Here is a 16717-nt window from a genome sequence, read left to right as displayed (position 1 = left end):
GATCACTTTCCCTAGACAAGATCGTGATCTTAGAGGTCGCGGGCGTTTCCTGTTCCCGATTGCTGGCGTTGGTGACCCTCCGTGACGGCCATGCGGTCACGGAGAGCGATCAAGCGGCAGCGCCACCCCGGTCAAACGAGAAGACCCGGTAAAGACCCGTCAGCGCCGGCTCGGGCCGTTGACGCGCTCGCGACCGACGACCAGCGCACCACCCATGGCGGCCAGGCCGCCGACCAGGGCCAGGGCGCCCGCCGCGCCGGCACCCTCGACGTTCGGCTCGGGAGCGGCGATCGGCTGACCGGCCGAACCCGGTGCGCTCGTCTCCTCGGCCTTCTTCTCGACCTTCTTCTCGGCCAGGATCTGCGGCGGCTCGGCCGGGTTCCGGTCGATCCGGGACCAGGAGCCGGTCGAGAAGGCGACCGGGTGGTTCTTCTTGCCCACGCCGTCGCCCCACTTGGTGATGACGTACTCGACCTTGATGTGGCCCTGGCCGCCGACGCCGTCGACGCCCAGCGTGCGGGAGTTGAAGGTGCCCCCGGTCAGGGAGGCGAACGTCTTGGCGTCCAGGTCGAGCATGATGCCCTTGTTGGAGGGGATGCCGGGGCCGCGGTCGCCGACGAAGAACGGCGCCTTCTTACCGTTGTAGACGACGTAGCCCTCGGTCATCAGCGGCCAGCTCGGGCTGGCGGCCAGACCCTTCTGCATGGGCTTGCCACTGGCCGGCAGGCCGGTGTCACCGGCGCGGCCGGAGGAGTCGTCCCAGAAATAGGAGGCCGTGGTCGACCCCTTGAGCATGATCTTCGTCTCGTCGTCGGTGTCGGCCTGCGCGGCACCCGTGCCAATGGTGAGCGCGCCGAGCGCCGCTGCGGTGAGCAGAGTGAAAGAACGTTTGCCAAAGCGAACAGACATGAAGAAGAAAGTCCTTTACTGAGGAAACGGGGAATGCGCTCCCGCAGGGAGGCGTAGCCGGGCGGAAACGCCGACGGTCGCTACGCTTACGCGCGGAGCGCTGAAGTCAGTAGAGGCGGCCGCTCAGTGGGCGGCTTGCGACGATGCGCGAGGTGGGGGTGTGCGGGGGTGCTTCACGATAGGGATGTCCTCTCCATCTCGCCTACCGGGTTAGCTGACGGGTTCGGGCGTGGAGATGCCCTACCGGCGCGAGCGCCGGATTCACCCCAGAAAGGTGGGTCCCCGGTTCCCGCCTGAGCGGGATTCGGCGCCAGCCGGCTGCCTCTTCCTGGCGAAGGGCCAAGTCACCGGCTGGAACGCAAAGAACGTTACCGCAAGAAACGGACATACGCAAAGATAAGCCCATGAATCGGACGAAGATCTACCTAAGACGGCAAAGAGAAGGGGGGCACGGCATCCCGTACCCCCCGGAAAAGTCAGGCCTCAGCCACCGCTCTTGCGTCTGAAAGACCGCTTGTTGGCAGCCGGCCCGTGGGCCCCGTGGATCTTCGATTGATCGGCGCCCCTGCCACCCGCGCCCGAGTCGGCATGCTGGTTACGCTTGCGCTCCAGCGCCTCGCGGAACTTGCGCTTCATCTCGTCCTCGGGAGTTTCGCCGACTTCCGGTTCTGGTGTTTCCGCCATGAGGACCTCCTGGTGTTGGGGACAGTCAAAGCTTCGCACGGCCGCGCTCGTGACGCGAAACCGGGCACGCGGACCGCGTGTTCAGCCGAGCAGGGCCAGTTCCTCCTCCGTGAGGACGAGACCGGCCGCCGCCGCCGAGTCGAGGATCGACTCCGGGCGGCTCGCGCCGGGGATCGGGATCATCACCGGGCTGCGGGCCAGCTCCCAGGCCAGGCAGACCTGCTGCGGTGACACGCCCCGCTGCTCGGCCACCCTGGCGAACCCCGCGTGCCCGCTGCCCAGCCTCCCCGCCGAGCTGATGCCACCCAGCGGCGACCAGGGCAAGAACGCCACACCGAACTCCTCGCACAGGTCGACCTCGGGCTCGCTGGAACGGAAACGCGGCGAGTACTCGTTCTGCACGGCGGCCAGCCGCCCGCCGAGGATGTCCCTGGCCAGCCGGATCTGGTCGGGATTCGCGTTGGAGATGCCCGCCATCCGGATCTTGCCGGCGTCGAGCAGGTCGCGCAGCGCGCCGATCGTCTCCTCGTACGGCACGGCCGGATCGGGCCGGTGGTGCTGGTAAAGGCCGATCACGTCCACGTTCAGCGCCTTCAGCGAGCGGTCACACGCCTCCGCCAGGTACTCGGGCCTGCCGTCGACGTCCCAGCCACCGCCCGGCGTGCGGGTGTGCCCGCCCTTGGTCGCCACCAACACCCCACCGGTGTCGCCGCCCCAGCTCGCCAGCGCCTTGGCCACCAGGCGTTCGTTGTGGCCCACCAGGTCATGGGACGGCGTGTAGGCGTCGGCCGTGTCGATCAGGGTGACGCCCGCGTCGAGCGCGGCGTGGATGGTCCGGATCGACTGGGCCTCGTCCGGCATGTGACCCGCCACCGACATGGGCATGGCACCGAGACCGATGGCACTGACTTCGGTCTCCCCGATTGATCGCGTCTTCATGACACCATCCTGCAACGCGAGTCTGGCGCCCGGGCCACCCGGCAGGGTGGGGCGGGTGCGGACGCGGTGAAGAATCTCCCTGATCCGGGGTTGGGGCGGGGTTCATCCCGGTGACACCTCTGGGGTGGCGATGAGCCTGTTCCGTCTCATGGGCCAGGACCTGGCTGTGGACCTCGGTGCGGCCGGCACGCGGATCTACTCCCGGGGCAGGGGCATCGTGCTCGACGAGCCCTCCATCGTCACCTGCGACACCCGTACCGGCAAGATCGTGTCGTACGGCGCGGACCGGCCGGCCGGCGGCGACGACGCGTCCGGGCCCGCCGGTGGAACGCGGGCGGTCCGACCGGTCGGCGGGTCGGACGCGCTCGATCGGGAGTTCACGCAGCGGCTGCTCAAGCACTTCCTGCGCAAGGTGCACGCGCACCCGTACGCCAGGCCGCGCGTGGTCATGGCCGTCCCGGACGACTCGACCGCCACCGACCGCCGCGACGTCCAGGATCTGGCCTTCGAGGCGGACGCGCGGCAGATCTACCTCGTCCGGCACGCGCTGGCGGCGGCGCTCGGCGCGGGGCTGCCGATCGGCGAGCCGGCCGGAGTGATGATCATCGACATCGGCCACCACACGACCCGGATCGCGATCGTCGCCGGCGACCGCGTGCTCACCACACGGTCGGTCAGGAGCGGCGGCGCCCACGTGAACGGCTCCATCGCCCGCCTCGTCGAACGCGACCACGGCCTGATCGTCGGCGACGGCGACGCCGAGGCGGCCAAGCACGGCCTCGGCACGGCCTGGAAGCCGCTCGACCGGCAGGTCACCGTGCGCGCCCGCGTCCCGGAGACCGGACACGAGAGCCGGGTCACGCTGACGGCCCAGGACCTCTACGAGGCCACCTCGCAGCCGGCCGACGTGATCGTCCGGGCCGCGATCTCCGCGATGGACGGCTGTCCCGCCGACCTGGCCGCCGACGTGGCCACCCGCGGCGCGGTCCTGGTCGGGGGCGGCTCCCTGGTACGCGGCCTGGGCAGGCGGCTGCGCGCCCGGCTCGGCGTCCCCGTGCGCCGGGCCGAGCGACCTCGGGAGTCGGTGGCCCTCGGCCTCGGCCACTGCGCGGACGACCTGGCACTCGCCGCCCGGCTGCACGCCGTTCGCCGATGAGCCGACGGCACCTGGGGCACCCCTCACGGCCGCCGCCAATCCCTGCGAGAGTGGATGTCACCGGCGCGAGCCGGGTGGGTTCGCGGTGGATTCGCGGTGGATTCGCGGTGGATTCGCGGTGGATTCGCGGTGGATTCGCGGTGGATTCGTGACGGAGGAGGCGGGCGGTGCGTGCCTGGTTGATCGGGCTGGCTGTCGGCGTGGTCTGCGTGGTGGCGTGCTGGGGTGTGCTGGTGGTGCTGGCGCGCCGGCTGCCGCCGGGCACCGCGCGGGATCTGGCCGCGTTCATCCCCGACTGTCTCACCACCGTCCGCAGGCTGCGCCGGCATCCCCAGGTGCCGCGCCGGGCGAGGGCGGCCATCGTGTTCGCGGGCGTGTGGGTGGCCAGCCCGATCGACCTGATCCCCGAGTTCCTGCCGGTCATCGGCCCCCTGGACGACATCGTGGTGGTGGCCCTGGCACTGAGGTACGCCGCCCGGCAGGTGCCCCGCGAGGTGCTGCTGGAAGCCTGGCCGGGCGAACCGCGCCTGCTGCTCAGGCTGATCGGGCAGCGCTAGCGGCGCCTGAGGCGCGGACGTCGGCCTTCAACTGGTCGAGCACCCGCTCGGCGGCGCCGCTACACCGGCACCGGTGTCCGCGTCGTCCCCGCCTGCTTCAACCTCCCGGCCGGCGGCTACCTCGAATCCCACGAGGACGGCCTCAGCTTCACTCCCGCGAACTCCTAGGGACTGACCGGGTCGCCGGGGGTGTCGCGCCAGATGTACTGGCCTTCGGGGGTGACCGTCATGCCGAAGCGGTCACGGCCGGGGCTGCCCCAGGAGACCCATCGCAGGAACGCCGCCTCCACCTCGTCCCACAGGTCACGTGGTCCGCGCTGCCAGACCGAGATCCGCTTGTAGTCCGGCGTGTAGTGCGCGTGGGCCTCGGAATCGTCCGACCACAGCCAGACGCGGAACCCGCCCCCCTCCTCGTCGGCATGGGTGCCGCACACTCCCGGCAGCATCCCGGCGATGGCCACCTCGGCGCCGTAGGAGGAGCGCACCACCCGGCGCGGGTCGAGCAGCGTCGACGACCTCCGGAAGCCGCCCTCGACCACGGGCGCGCTCCACCGTTGCGACCGCAACGGCATGAAGGCGCACGCCCGGTGGAACTCCCCCATCGCGCCGCCGTCCCCGGTCGCCGTCAGCCTGGCCAGGTGCGCCCCCTCCCAGCCGGATATCCAGGGAAGGACGATGACCCCGCCGGGCCGGGTCTGCTCCACCCACCCGTACGGCACCTCCCGCACCCCGCAGGTGACATGCACCCTGTCGTACGGGGCTCCCTCCGGGTGGCCCTTCGTCCCGTCGCCCAGCACCAGCCGGGGAGAACGCCCGGCCTTCCTGATGTTCGCCTCCGCCACGGCCAGCACCGATGGGTCGATCTCGACGCTGGTGACGTTCGCGTCACCGAGACGATGCGCCAGCAGCGCGGCCGTCCAGCCCGTGCCGGTGCCGATCTCCAGAACCTCGTCCCCGTCATACGGGTCCAGCAGCGCCAGCTCCGCCGCGACCACGCCGGGCGCCGACCCCGAAGAGGTGTATTCGCCCCCGCCCTCGCCTATGCCGATCGCGCCGTCGTCGATCTGCGTCACGATCGCCGTGTCCACCGAGCACACGGCGTGTTCCCACAGATCGGGCTCGATCGCCCGGTCGATCAGGTGGCCCTCGCCCTCACCGGGCAGGCACCACGCCCTGCCGGGGACGAACAGGCGACGGGGCACCGCCCGCATCGCCTCCCGCCACCGCCCATCGAGATCCGGCAACCGATCGGCAAGATCATCGGCACTCATTTCCGCTGCTCCGGCTTCTCATGCCGGCCGGGCCGATCGGGCCGCAGCCCGTCGCCTGTCGAAGGAGCCGGCTTCGGCTTGTCCACGGGCTTGTCGGACTGCTTGCCGCCATCGTGCTTTCCCATGCCGGGCGCCCTTCCTGCCGAGACGGCCGCCCTCGCGGGCATCGCGGCGCCCTCGCGATCCGGCGGGCCGATCGGGGGGTGAACCTGGCCGGCCCGAGGTCCGACGGGGTTCGCGTGCCGTCATCACGATGTGTAGTAAGGCGATCCTAGAGCGTGACCACAGGTTGGCGAAGCCCGGTCGTGGACATCTGGCGGCGCGCTCGGCATGGCGAGCAGACCGGCCGGCCGGACGTCTACGCCGCTGCGAGTATCACACCCGGCTGGCGATCACGGTCACATGGGATGCCGCGGCCAAACGGCACGGTCAAAAGGGCAGGACCAAGAGTTTCGCCGCCCGTGGGGCTCACGGCGGAGGCCGCGGGAACGCTCAAGCGGCGAGGCCACGGATTCTCGTCCGGAAGGAGGCGGCGGTGCGGGATCGAGACGGCGGGCGCCCCGTGCTGGTCGGCTACGACGAGTCGCCGGGAAGCGAGCAGGCGCTGCGCTGGGCGACCGAGGAGGCGCGGCTACGCGATCTGCCCGTGCTGGTCTGTCACACCTGGCACTGGCCGTACGCCTTCCGCCCCGTCGTCCAGCAGATCCTGGAACAGGTGGAGCGGGTCGCCGCCACCGTGGTGGAGGACGGCGTGCGCCGCGTGCGGGAGCTGGACCCCGGCCTGGAAGTCCGGCCGCTGCTGGCGAAGGGCGCTCCTTCGGCGGTGTTGCTGCAGGCCGCGTGCCAGGCCGAACTGGTGGTGCTGGGGTCCCGGGGACAGGGAGGGTTCGAGGACCTGCGGGTGGGGTCGGCCGCGGTGCAGGTGCCCGCGCACAGCGTCAGGCCGGTCATCGTCGTACGGCCTACCCTGCCCGCGATCCTGCACGACGGGGTGCGGATCGTGGCCGGCGTCGACGGCTCACCCGCGAGCCGGGCGGCCATCGAATTCGCCATGGAGGAGGCCGCGCTACGAGGTGGGACGGTGAAGGCCATCTGTTGCTGGTGGGATCCCGGAACACTACCCGGGCCGGACCGGCTTCCCTTCGTGGATCCCCAGACGATACGAAAGGACGTCGAAGTCCGCTTCCGGGAAGCGGTCTCGCCCCTGGCCGACCGGTACCCGGACGTATCGGTCACGACCGAGTTCGTCGCCGAGCGCCCCCAGCGAGCGATGGTCGAGGCGGCGAAGGGAACGACGTTGCTCGTGCTCGGCAACCGCGGGCTCGGTTCGGCGCCCAGCACGCTCCTGGGATCGGTCACCCAGGCCGTGCTGTCCGAGGCTCCGTGCCCCATCGCGGTGACCCCGCCGCCGAGCTGATCCGCTCGACCTCCGCCGGCCCGCCAGGGACGGACTCAGCCACCGCCGTCGCGCGGGGTCTCGGCCCGCTGCACCGCCTCACCCTCGACGTACCTGGCCGAGCCGGTGACGGGCGGCGGCCTGCGGCTCAGAAGCCGAAGGTCCCGAACGGCTCTCCCCGCCGGATGGCGTGCACGGCCGCCGCCGGATACGGGACCATGTCCGCGGGCAGCCGGTCGAGCGGATGCCACTCCAGGGCGGCGCACTTGTCCGGCTCGGCGTTGAAGGGCTCGCCCTTCCACCGCCCGGCGCGGAAGAACAACCCGACCCGTTCGGGAGCCCGGTGCATCACGTGGACGAAGGCCAGGTCGGCCGGGTCGACATCCACTCCGACCTCTTCCCTCGCCTCCCGGACGGCCGCCTCGACCACCGACTCCCCCGCCTCCAGATGGCCGCTGGGCAGGTGCCACTGGCCGTCGGCGTAGCCGGTGTTCGCGCGCAGCCCGAGGAGCAGGTGATCGTCGCGGACGAACAGGATATGTACGTCCACGATGACACGGTGACGCACCGTCACCGGTCGGGGTTCGTGTCCGCGCGCCGTCATCGGCCGGAGTCTACGCCCCCGCGCACCGCCGCCGCCCCGTTCAGCCCAAGGCGGTCCGCCGGTCGTAATGGGCTTACTGCCGTAGCGGCGGGCACAACGAAGAAAGCCCAGGCCGGTTAACCGACCTGGGCTTTCTTCTCGGTGCGCCGCCAGGGACTCGAACCCCGGACCCGCTGATTAAGAGTCAGCTGCTCTGACCAACTGAGCTAGCGGCGCGCAGACAGGAATATACCGGCACTCGGCACCCTGGTCGAATCAGCATCTATCCCCCGCTCCCGGCTAGAATAAAGTTCGGCCAGCAGACAGGAGCATCGATGTTCGACTCGCCCGCCGAAGTGACAGAGCGGCTCGCCGCCGTGGACTACCTCTCCGACGACGCCATCTCCACCTCGGTGTTCCTGGCCGCGGCCCTCGGCAAGCCGCTGCTGGTCGAAGGGCCCGCCGGGGTCGGCAAGACCCAGCTGGCCAAGGCCATGGCGCTGGCGACCGGGTCCGAGCTGATCAGGCTCCAGTGCTACGAGGGGCTCGACGAGGCCAGGGCCCTGTACGAGTGGAACTACAAGAAGCAGCTGCTGCGCATCCAGGCCACCAGCGCCGACGACGACATCTTCACCGAGGAGTTCCTGCTGGAGCGGCCGCTGCTGAAGGCGATCCGGGCGGGCGTGCCGACCGTGCTGCTCATCGACGAGACGGACAAGGCGGACGTCGAGGTCGAGGGGCTGCTGCTGGAGCTGCTGTCCGACTTCCAGGTGACGATTCCGGAGCTGGGCACCATCACCGCCGTGCACAAGCCGTACGTGGTGCTGACCTCCAATGCCACCCGCGAGCTGTCGGAGGCGCTCAAGCGGCGCTGCCTCTACCTGCACATCGAGTACCCGACGCCCGAGCGCGAGCGTGACATCGTGCTCAGCCAGGTGCCCACGATCCGCGCCGACCTGGCGGAGCAACTGGCCAGGACCGTCGCCACGCTGCGCGCGCTGGAGCTGAAGAAGGCTCCGTCGGTGGCGGAGACGGTCGACTGGGCCAACACCCTGCTGGCGCTCGGCCGCGAGGAGCTGGACGAGGCGACGGTGGCGGGCACGCTCGGCGTGGTGCTCAAGCACGCCTCCGACCAGACCCGCGCGATCAAGGAGCTCGGCCTGCCGGACGCCTGATCCGCCCATCGCATCCGTTGGAGGTCACATGTCGCTCGTCGACAGGCATGTCGGGTTCATCCATGCCCTCCGCGAGGCGGGACTGCCCGTGTCGCTGGCCGAGGGCCTGGACGCGGCGCGCGCGCTGCGGGTGATCGACCTGACCGAGCGCGAGTCGCTGCGCGCCGCCTACGCGGCGACGCTGGTCAAGAAGCCGGGCTACCGTCCCGGGTTCGACGTGCTGTTCGATCTGTGGTTCCCGGCCTCGACGACCAGTCTGTACGACCAGGGGCCCGGCGCCGCGGGGATGCCCGATCCGGAGACGGCGCCCGTCGAGGACCTGCGCGGTTACCTCGCCCGGCTGCTGACCGACGGCGCCGACGCCGAGCTGCGGGAGTTCGCCCGGGCCATGGTCGAGCGGTTCGGCCGTCAGCAGGCCGGGCCGGGCCGGCAGAACTGGTTCTCCTACAGCGTCATGCGGGCCCTGTCGCCCGAGACGCTGATGGCCAGGATCCTGCGGGAGGTGCTGGCCGGTCAGGAGCGCGGCGGGCTGGCGGAGAAGACGGCGCGCCAGCGGGTGACCGCCAACACCAGGAGGTTCGAGGAGGCGGTGGCCACCGACGTGCGCCGCCGGATCGCCGAGGACTCGGGGATCGAGCGGATCGCCCGCTCGGCCGTGCGCCCCCCGCTGGACCAGATCGACTTCCTCCGCGTCACCAAGGCCGACCTGGCCAGGCTGCGCCGGGAGGTCCATCCGCTGGCCAGGCGGCTGGCGGCACGGCTGACGATCAAGCACCGGCGGGGCCGGCGCGGGCGGCTCGACTTCCGCCGCACGATGCGCGCCTCCCTGCAGAGCGGCGGAGTCCCGCTGACCACCCATTTCAAGCCGCCCCGGCCGCACAAGCCCGAGCTGGTGATCCTCTGCGACACCAGCGACTCGGTATCGTCGTTCGCCCATTTCACCCTGCTGCTCACGTACGCGCTGAGGGAGCAGTTCACCAAGGTGCGGGCGTTCGGGTTCGTGGACACGGTGGACGAGATCACCAGGTTCTTCGTGCCCGGGGCGGACGTGGTGGAGGCCATGACCAGGCTCGCGAACGAGGCGGACATGGTCAGGTTCGGCCGCACCAACTACGGTCACGCGCTGGAGAGGTTCGCCGAGCGCTACGGCGACGCCATCGGGCCGAAGACGTCGCTGCTGATCCTCGGCGACGCCCGGTCCAACTACCAGCCGCCCGCGCTGGACGTCCTGAAGTCTCTGGTCGCGAGGTCTCGCCACGCCTACTGGCTGAACCCGGAGCCGCGGCAGCAGTGGGACACGGGCGACTCGATCGCCACCGACTACGGGACGGTCGTCCCCATGCACGAGTGCCGCAACGTCTCCCAGCTGGCCGGCTTCATCGAGCAACTCGCCTGACCGTAGGCCGGGCATCGGGCAACTCACCCGGCCGTAGGCCGGGCATCGAACAGCTCGCCTGAGCGCCGGACGGCGCGGTCAGGAACGCTGACGCTGGAGCTCGCGAGCGGCGGTGCGGGCGAGCAGCTCGACCTGCTCGTCGCTCAGCACGGTCTCCCGCGAGGACTTGATCTGCCTGGCCACCAGGCGCGGCCTGAGGAGGGTGACGCCTTCGGCGGCGACCGAGCCGCCGCGCGGCAGCGAGCCGCAGTGCACGGCGAGCAGCGGCGTGATCCGCACCGGGATGCCGGTCTCGCGGGTCAATAACTGGGCGAACGCCTCAGCGGTGTCGATCAGCGGCTTGGCCACCTTGGTGCCGTAGCGCTCGCCGAAGAACAGCCGCCCGGCATAGGTGGCGATCTCCGTGTCGGGGCTCCACGACTCGTTGTCGACGATCCAGACGCCGCCGGGGCCGATCACCAGGTGGTCGATGGACGCCTGGTCTCTGATGGCCCTTCCGTCGAGGACGTGGTAGCCCTGCCTGCCGAGCGAGCGCCGCAGCAACCGCCGGGTGATCACCTCGCCGCGCCGCCTGCCCCGCCAGACGGCGGTGGCGCGGAACGAACGCCAGTCGAGCCACCAGTCGGCGCCGGCCACGATCCCGGCGAACGCGAGGCCGACCAGGGCGGCGAGCTCGACCTCGAACCTGATCGCCAGGGCGATGCCGACCGCGAAGCCCACGACGGCCTTCACGATGCGCGACTTCTGCCGGTTGCGGGCATCCTCCCGCCAGAACTTCTCGTAGTACCACTGAGGCGACGAGCCAGTGAACTTCTCGTCCTGCTGCACGTAGATCGAGCCACCGGGCACGGCAAACTCCCCGAATGAGTTGTGACCATGAGGATCTGCCACGCCGAAGATCCCTCGCCTGATCAAGTAATACCCCACTCCAAGCAAGGACACCCTAAGGTGACGGAAATAGCACCCGGAAGACCAACAGAAGACCAATCAACCGACCAGTCGGTATGCTGTGGGAGGTGACGGAGGGGGACGCGTGTGAAAGAGGAACCGGTACGCCAGAGGCTGCTGGGCGCGGCGACGCGGCTGTTCGCCGAGCGTGGCTTCGAGAGCACCTCGGTACAGGAGATCGTGCTGGCGGCGGGCGTCACCAAAGGCGCCATGTACCACTATTTCAGCTCTAAAGATGATCTGCTGCAGGAGATCTACGGCCGCGTGCTGCGCATGCAGATGGAGCGGCTGACCGCGATCGCCGACGGCCCCGAGTCCCTCCCTGAGCGGCTGCACAAGGCGGCGGCCGACGTGGTGGAGACCACGACGGCCAACCTCGACGACTCGAAGATCTTCTTCCGGTCGATGCACCTGCTGGCGCCCGAGACCCAGAAGACCGTGCGGGCCGAGCGCCGCCACTACCACGAGCGCTTCCGCGACCTGGTGGCCGAGGGGCAGCGGGCGGGCACGTTCAGCGACCGCGTGCCCGCCGAGCTCGTCGTCGACTACTTCTTCGGCTCGGTCCACCACCTGGGCACCTGGTATCACACGGACGGGCCGCTCACCGGCGCCCAGGTGGGCAGGCACTTCGCCGACCTGCTGCTCGCCTCACTCGGGGCCGGGCACGTCGGCGAGTGAGGCCAGCGCCTCCCGGTGGTCGCCGGGTGTGCCGAGCGCGATCTCGGTGGCCTTGGCGCGCTTGAGGTAGAGATGCACGGGATGCTCCCACGTCATCCCGATGCCGCCGTGCAACTGCAGCGCCTCCTCGGCCGTGTGCACCGCCACGCCGCCGTTCCAGGCCTGGGCCACGGCGACGGTCACGGCCGAGCCGTCGGCGACGGCGCCCCGGGCGGCGGCCCTGGCCCGGACCACGTCGAGCCAGAGGTCGGCCAGGCGGTGCTTGATCGCCTGGAACGACCCGATCGGCCGGGCGAACTGGTGGCGTTCCTTCACGTAGCGGAGCGTGGTGTCCAGGCACCACTCGGCCACGCCCAGCTGCTCGGAGGCCAGCAACCCGGCACCGAATCTCAGCACCTCGGCCACGTCCACGGGGCCGAGCCCGGTGGCCGGGGTGTCGTCGAAGGTGACCGTCGCCACCGGCCGGGTCAAGTCGAGCGAGGGCACGACCTCGACGCTCGCGCCTTCGGCCGCGTACAGGATGCCGTCGACGGGCACGAGCAGCACGTCGGCCACGTCGGCTCCGGCCACACTCGAGACGGAGCCCGACAGGCGGGTGCCGTCGTCGCCGGCGCTCACCGCCGACCCCCGCCCCGGCTGGTACGGGGACGCGGCGAAGGAGACGGCCAGGGCGGCCGTGGCGCGCCCTTCCGCCAGCCGGCCGAGCAGCTCCCGCGCCTGGTCGGAGGTGGCCGTCTGGAGCAGCGCGCGGGTGGCGAGCACCGAGCTGGTGAAGAACGGCACCGGGGCGACGCCCCTGCCCAGCTCCTCCAGCACGACCGCCGCCTCGCTGGCCGTCGCGCCGGCCCCGCCGTACTCCTCGGGGATGAGCAGCCCGGCCACGCCGATCTCACCCGCCAGCGTCTTCCACAGATCGAGGTCGTATACGGAGTTGAGGAGCTTGCCACGATACGGCTCGGACTCGATCCGCTTCAGCACCGTCGCGGGCGGGCAGCGGTCGGCGAGCAGGCCGCGCACGGCGGCCCGCAACTCCTCTTCGACCTCGGAATACAGCAGCGTCATGGGGCGCTTCCCCTTCTCCTCCGCCACACTCGCCGTCATCGGGGCAGGTCCTTCCAGGGCACGTCCTTGTCGACGCGGGGTTCGGAGGGCAGGCCGAGCACCCGCTCGGAGATGATGTTGCGCAGGATCTCCGAGGTGCCGCCCTCGATGGAGTTGCCCTTGGCCCGCAGGTAGCGATATCCGGCCCCGCGGCCGTAGAAGTCGACGCCCTCCGAGCGGCGGAACGTCCAGTCGTCGTAGCCGAGATCGCGTCTGAGCTCGACGTCGAGGCCCGACAGCGCCTGGTTGAGCTTGGCGAACGACAGCTTCATGCCCGAGCCCTCAGGTCCGGGCTGGCCCGCGACCAGCTGCTCGCGCAGCCGCGCGCCGGACAGTCGGGTCACCTCCGCCTCCACCCAGAGCGACAGCAGCCGCTGGTGCAGGTCGTGGGTGCGCAGCTCGGGGTGCTCGCGCCAGGTCTCCAGCACGGAGCCGAACATGCCGCCGCCCCGGCGGACGGGAGCGCCGCCGATCGCCACGCGCTCGTTCATCAGCGTGGTCTGCGCCACGCGCCAGCCGTCGCCCACCTCGCCGAGCCGCAGGTCGTCGGAGAGCCGCACGCCGGTGAGGAACACCTCGTTGAACTCGGCCTCGCCGGTGATCTGGCGCAGCGGGCGCACCTCGACGCCGGGAGCCTGCATGTCGCAGACGAAGTAGGTCATGCCGCGGTGCTTGGGCACGTCGGGGTCGGTGCGGGTGACCAGGATCGCCCACCTGGAGTGGTGGGCGCCGGACGTCCACACCTTCTGGCCGTCCACGACCCACTCGTCACCGTCGCGGACCGCCCGGGTGGCGAGCGTGGCCAGGTCGGAGCCGGCGCCGGGCTCGCTGAAGAGCTGGCACCAGATCTCCTCGCCGGTCCACAGCGGCCGCAGGAACCGGCGCTTCTGCTCGTCGGTGCCGAACGCCAGGATCGTCGGCGCGGCCATGCCCAGGCCGATGCCCTGGACGCTGCTGAGCTGCGGCGTGCCGGCCAACTCGTGCTCGACGACCTGCTGCAGCTCACGCGATGCTCCGAGGCCGCCGAGCCCCTCGGGGAACCACACCCACGCCAGCCCGGCGTCGAACCTGGCCCGCAGGAACTCCAGCCGGTCGCCGCTCGGGTCGTTCTCGCCAAGGAACGCGGCCACGCGCTCCTTGAGCCGCGCTTCGTCCACTCCAGCTCCCTTGTGATCCGTCACATGTACTTCTTGAGCTCGCGGTGGGCCAGCGACCGCTTGTGCACCTCGTCGGGGCCGTCGGCCAGCCGCAGCGAGCGGGCTCCCGCCCAGAGCGCGGCCAGCGGGAAGTCCTGCGAGACGCCGCCCGCCCCGTGCACCTGGATGGCCTTGTCAAGGATCCACTCCACGGTGATCGGAGTGGAGATCTTGATGGCCTGGATCTCGGTGTGGGCGCCCTGGTTGCCGACGGTGTCCATCAGCCAGGCCGTCTTGAGCACCAGCAGCCGCAGCTGCTCGATCCGGATGCGGGACTCGGCGATCCAGTCCTGGATCACGCCCTGCTGGGCGACGGGCTTGCCGAACGTGGTCCTGCTGAGCGCCCGGCGGCACATGAGCTCGACGGCGCGCTCAGCCATGCCGATCAGCCGCATGCAGTGGTGGATGCGACCGGGGCCGAGCCTGGCCTGGGCGATGGCGAAGCCGCCGCCCTGCTCGCCGATCAGGTTGTCGGCCGGGACGCGGACGTCCTCGAAGACGATCTCGGCGTGCCCGCCGTGGTCGGAGTCGCTGTAGCCGAACACGTGCATGCCGCGCTTGATGTGCATGCCCGGCGTGTCACGCGGCACCAGGACCATGCTCTGCTGCCGGCGGGCCGACGCCTCGGGGTCCGTCTTGCCCATCACGATGAAGATCTTGCAGTCGGGGTTCATCGCGCCTGAGATGAACCACTTGCGGCCGTTGATGACGTACTCGTTGCCGTCGCGGGTGATCGACGTCGCGATGTTGGTGGCGTCGGAGGAGGCCACGTCGGGCTCGGTCATCGCGAAGGCCGAGCGGATCTCCCCGTCGAGCAGCGGTTGCAGCCATTCCTTGCGCTGCCACTCGGTGCCGAACATGGAGAGGACCTCCATGTTGCCGGTGTCGGGCGCGGCGCAGTTGGTGGCCGCGGGCGCGAGGTTGGGGCTGCGGCCCATGATCTCCGCCAGCGGCGCGTACTGCAGGTTGGTCAGCCCCGCCCCGTGATCACCGGGCAGGAACAGGTTCCACAGGCCACGCTTTCTGGCCTCGTCCTTCAGGTCGGCGAGCAGCGGCGGAGCGCTCCATCCGCTGGTCGCCGCCTGCTCCTCGAAGGCGGCCTCGGCCGGGTAGACGCATTCGTCCATGAAGCGCAGCAGTCGCTCGCGTAGGTCCTCGGTGACGGTGTCGAAGGCGAAGTCCATGCGGTGAGCCTACCGACCGGCCGGTATGCATGTCGACAGGTGGTTCGCGGCAAAAACGGCCATGTGGCCGTAACGGCGGAATCGGGGCAGGGCCTAGCCTGGCCGCCATGACCGCGAAGCTTCCCTCTCCCGTCGTGCTCGAGAACGACACCGTACGGCTCGAACCGCTCACCACGACCCACATACCCGACCTGTTCGCCGCCGGAGGGGGTGACGCGGAGGTCTGGCGCTGGATGCCCGTGGCGGCGCCCCGCACCGAGGAGGAGCTGGCGCGGATCGCCCGCACACTGATCGAGGACGACCGTCACATTCCGTTCGCGGTGATACCGAAGGAGACCGGCCGGGCCGCCGGCTGGACCACCTACGGCGACGTGCCGGGCTTCGACGAGAGCATCGAGATCGGCTGGACGTGGTACGGCAGGGCGTTCTGGCGCACGGCCGTCAACACGGGCTGCAAGCTGCTGCTCATCGACCACGCCTTCGACAAGCTGGGCTTCAACCGGGTCATGCTCAAGACCGACGTGCTCAACCTGCGGTCACAGGAGGCGATCAGGCGGATCGGCGGCCTGCACGAGGGCACCCTGCGCCGGCAGCGCAGGCGGCCCGACGGCAGCTGGCGCGACACCGTCTACTTCGGCATCCTCCAGGAGGAATGGCCCGCCCACCGGGCCCGCCTGACCCGCTGAGCGCTGCCGGAAGTCCCCGGCCATCGATCCAATCGCCGTTCCCCGGACGCGCGCAGCCACCCAAACGGGCCCGTCAACCAACCGAGCCCGCCGTTCAAGCGAACAGGCCGTTCAGACGGACCCGCCGTTCAGGCGAACAGGCCGTTCAGGCGAACCCGCCGTTCAAGCGAGAAGGCCGTTCAGACGGAGCCGCCGTTCAGGCGAGCATGCCGGCCAGCAGCTCGCGAATCGCCGCGCGCAGCTCGTCGAGGGAGGGCTCGGCGCCCGCTCCGGCTATCGCGTCGAACATGATGCCCTCGCCGTACGCCACCAGTTGCCGCGCGTGGCGTACCGGATCCCGCGAGCCGGCGGCGGCGAGCAGGGCGACGGCGGGGTCGCGGAAGCGGCGGCCCGCCCGGTCGTAGATCGTGCGCAGCTCGGGCCGCCTGGTCGCCTCCAGGGCCAGCTCGTAGCGGGCCAGCGTGCACCGCCGATCGCGAAGCTGCACGTGCAACGCCTCGGCCAGCCGCCCCGGCAGGTCACCGAGCGGTGCGACCCCCGTCTCGGCCGGACCTTCCGGCGAGTCGCCGGGCGGGGACTCGGACGGCCGTCCCGGCGGGCCGGGCACGAGGACCATGGACAGGGCCTGCTCCTCCAGGTCCGTCAGGCGTGACAACGTCAGCTCCAGCAGGGCGGCGCGGGTGCGGGCCAGGTTGGAGGTCGACCCCGGCGGCAGGCCGGCGGCCTCGTCCACGGCGCGGTGGGTGAGCCCGCGCATGCCGCGCTCGGCCAGCAGGCTGATGGCGGTTTCCGCGACCAGGTCAGAGCGCTTCACGAGCGCAAACACTACACCGGTAGTAGGCCGCACTACAGGTGTAG

At 70.7% G+C, this 16717-nt stretch carries 17 protein-coding genes, 1 tRNA gene and 1 riboswitch; of the genes, 7 read left to right on the top strand and 11 right to left on the bottom strand.

Features of this window, described 5'->3' with window-relative positions; translation table 11 throughout:
* Positions 1 to 159 precede the first annotated feature (159 nt).
* The 3 genes from AB0C16_RS18045 to AB0C16_RS18035 all read right to left on the bottom strand — a co-directional run bounded on the left by AB0C16_RS18045 (position 160) and on the right by AB0C16_RS18035 (position 2532).
* Entirely contained in the window at positions 160 to 909 is a 750-nt protein-coding gene (locus AB0C16_RS18045; RefSeq protein WP_357684154.1) for a hypothetical protein, read from the bottom strand.
* Positions 910 to 1093: 184 nt separating this feature from the next.
* Positions 1094 to 1229: riboswitch (cyclic di-AMP (ydaO/yuaA leader) on the bottom strand.
* Positions 1230 to 1392: 163 nt separating this feature from the next.
* Positions 1393 to 1593, bottom strand: coding sequence for a DUF5302 domain-containing protein (locus AB0C16_RS18040; RefSeq protein WP_357684152.1), 201 nt, complete (start codon positions 1591 to 1593; stop codon positions 1393 to 1395).
* An 81-nt stretch (positions 1594 to 1674) separates the two neighbouring features.
* On the bottom strand, positions 1675 to 2532 hold the full coding sequence (locus tag AB0C16_RS18035; protein WP_357684151.1) for an aldo/keto reductase: 858 nt from the start codon (positions 2530 to 2532) through the stop codon (positions 1675 to 1677).
* Between the two features lie 130 nt (positions 2533 to 2662).
* Between AB0C16_RS18035 and AB0C16_RS18030 the strand changes: the two genes are divergently transcribed.
* Complete coding sequence (locus AB0C16_RS18030; protein ID WP_357684149.1) at positions 2663 to 3688, top strand: rod shape-determining protein; 1026 nt, start codon at positions 2663 to 2665, stop codon at positions 3686 to 3688.
* Positions 3689 to 3855: 167 nt separating this feature from the next.
* Positions 3856 to 4245, top strand: a complete 390-nt coding sequence (locus AB0C16_RS18025) for a DUF1232 domain-containing protein (RefSeq protein ID WP_357684147.1) — start codon at positions 3856 to 3858, stop codon at positions 4243 to 4245.
* Positions 4246 to 4409: 164 nt separating this feature from the next.
* Here the strand turns inward: AB0C16_RS18025 and AB0C16_RS18020 are convergent, their stop codons facing one another.
* Entirely contained in the window at positions 4410 to 5516 is a 1107-nt protein-coding gene (locus AB0C16_RS18020; protein ID WP_357684145.1) for a methyltransferase domain-containing protein, read from the bottom strand.
* Positions 5517 to 6051: 535 nt separating this feature from the next.
* Here AB0C16_RS18020 and AB0C16_RS18015 point away from each other — a divergent pair.
* The gene (locus tag AB0C16_RS18015; RefSeq protein WP_357684143.1) at positions 6052 to 6933 is read left to right on the top strand and encodes a universal stress protein; all 882 of its coding nucleotides are present in this window, start codon (positions 6052 to 6054) and stop codon (positions 6931 to 6933) included.
* A gap of 127 nt (positions 6934 to 7060) precedes the next feature.
* Here the strand turns inward: AB0C16_RS18015 and AB0C16_RS18010 are convergent, their stop codons facing one another.
* On the bottom strand, positions 7061 to 7462 hold the full coding sequence (locus AB0C16_RS18010) for an NUDIX domain-containing protein (RefSeq protein WP_357684141.1): 402 nt from the start codon (positions 7460 to 7462) through the stop codon (positions 7061 to 7063).
* Between the two features lie 196 nt (positions 7463 to 7658).
* Positions 7659 to 7732, bottom strand: a tRNA-Lys gene (locus tag AB0C16_RS18005).
* Positions 7733 to 7830: 98 nt separating this feature from the next.
* Here AB0C16_RS18005 and AB0C16_RS18000 point away from each other — a divergent pair.
* Together AB0C16_RS18000 and AB0C16_RS17995 are read left to right on the top strand one after the other, a co-directional pair.
* Positions 7831 to 8670, top strand: coding sequence for a MoxR family ATPase (locus tag AB0C16_RS18000; protein WP_357684139.1), 840 nt, complete (start codon positions 7831 to 7833; stop codon positions 8668 to 8670).
* Between the two features lie 28 nt (positions 8671 to 8698).
* Positions 8699 to 10066 carry a VWA domain-containing protein gene (locus tag AB0C16_RS17995; protein ID WP_357684137.1) on the top strand — a complete coding sequence of 456 codons (1368 nt, stop codon included), beginning with the start codon at positions 8699 to 8701 and terminating at the stop codon, positions 10064 to 10066.
* A gap of 78 nt (positions 10067 to 10144) precedes the next feature.
* On the opposite strand, the gene AB0C16_RS17990 is transcribed toward AB0C16_RS17995, so the two are convergent.
* Positions 10145 to 10915 carry a nuclease-related domain-containing protein gene (locus AB0C16_RS17990; protein ID WP_357684135.1) on the bottom strand — a complete coding sequence of 257 codons (771 nt, stop codon included), beginning with the start codon at positions 10913 to 10915 and terminating at the stop codon, positions 10145 to 10147.
* A gap of 186 nt (positions 10916 to 11101) precedes the next feature.
* Here AB0C16_RS17990 and AB0C16_RS17985 point away from each other — a divergent pair, with 186 nt between their 5' ends.
* On the top strand, positions 11102 to 11692 hold the full coding sequence (locus tag AB0C16_RS17985; RefSeq protein WP_357684133.1) for a TetR/AcrR family transcriptional regulator: 591 nt from the start codon (positions 11102 to 11104) through the stop codon (positions 11690 to 11692).
* Here the strand turns inward: AB0C16_RS17985 and AB0C16_RS17980 are convergent.
* The 3 genes from AB0C16_RS17980 to AB0C16_RS17970 are packed head-to-tail and all read right to left on the bottom strand — an operon-like array spanning position 11663 to position 15173.
* On the bottom strand, positions 11663 to 12793 hold the full coding sequence (locus AB0C16_RS17980) for an acyl-CoA dehydrogenase family protein (RefSeq protein ID WP_357684131.1): 1131 nt from the start codon (positions 12791 to 12793) through the stop codon (positions 11663 to 11665). The two genes, AB0C16_RS17985 and AB0C16_RS17980, sit on opposite strands and share 30 nt — an antisense overlap.
* Positions 12790 to 13950, bottom strand: a complete 1161-nt coding sequence (locus AB0C16_RS17975; RefSeq protein ID WP_357684129.1) for an acyl-CoA dehydrogenase family protein — start codon at positions 13948 to 13950, stop codon at positions 12790 to 12792. The genes AB0C16_RS17980 and AB0C16_RS17975 overlap by 4 nt, the downstream gene beginning before the upstream one ends.
* 20 nt (positions 13951 to 13970) lie before the next feature.
* Complete coding sequence (locus AB0C16_RS17970) at positions 13971 to 15173, bottom strand: acyl-CoA dehydrogenase family protein (RefSeq protein ID WP_357684127.1); 1203 nt, start codon at positions 15171 to 15173, stop codon at positions 13971 to 13973.
* Positions 15174 to 15280: 107 nt separating this feature from the next.
* Between AB0C16_RS17970 and AB0C16_RS17965 the strand changes: the two genes are divergently transcribed.
* Positions 15281 to 15859, top strand: a complete 579-nt coding sequence (locus AB0C16_RS17965) for a GNAT family protein (protein WP_357684125.1) — start codon at positions 15281 to 15283, stop codon at positions 15857 to 15859.
* A gap of 196 nt (positions 15860 to 16055) precedes the next feature.
* On the opposite strand, the gene AB0C16_RS17960 is transcribed toward AB0C16_RS17965, so the two are convergent.
* Positions 16056 to 16673, bottom strand: coding sequence for a TetR/AcrR family transcriptional regulator (locus AB0C16_RS17960; protein WP_357684123.1), 618 nt, complete (start codon positions 16671 to 16673; stop codon positions 16056 to 16058).
* Positions 16674 to 16717: the final 44 nt, after the last annotated feature.

Source organism: Nonomuraea sp. NPDC048916, from assembly GCF_040649575.1.
Lineage (GTDB): Bacteria > Actinomycetota > Actinomycetes > Streptosporangiales > Streptosporangiaceae > Nonomuraea.
This window is presented reverse-complemented; position numbering and strand designations above follow the sequence as displayed.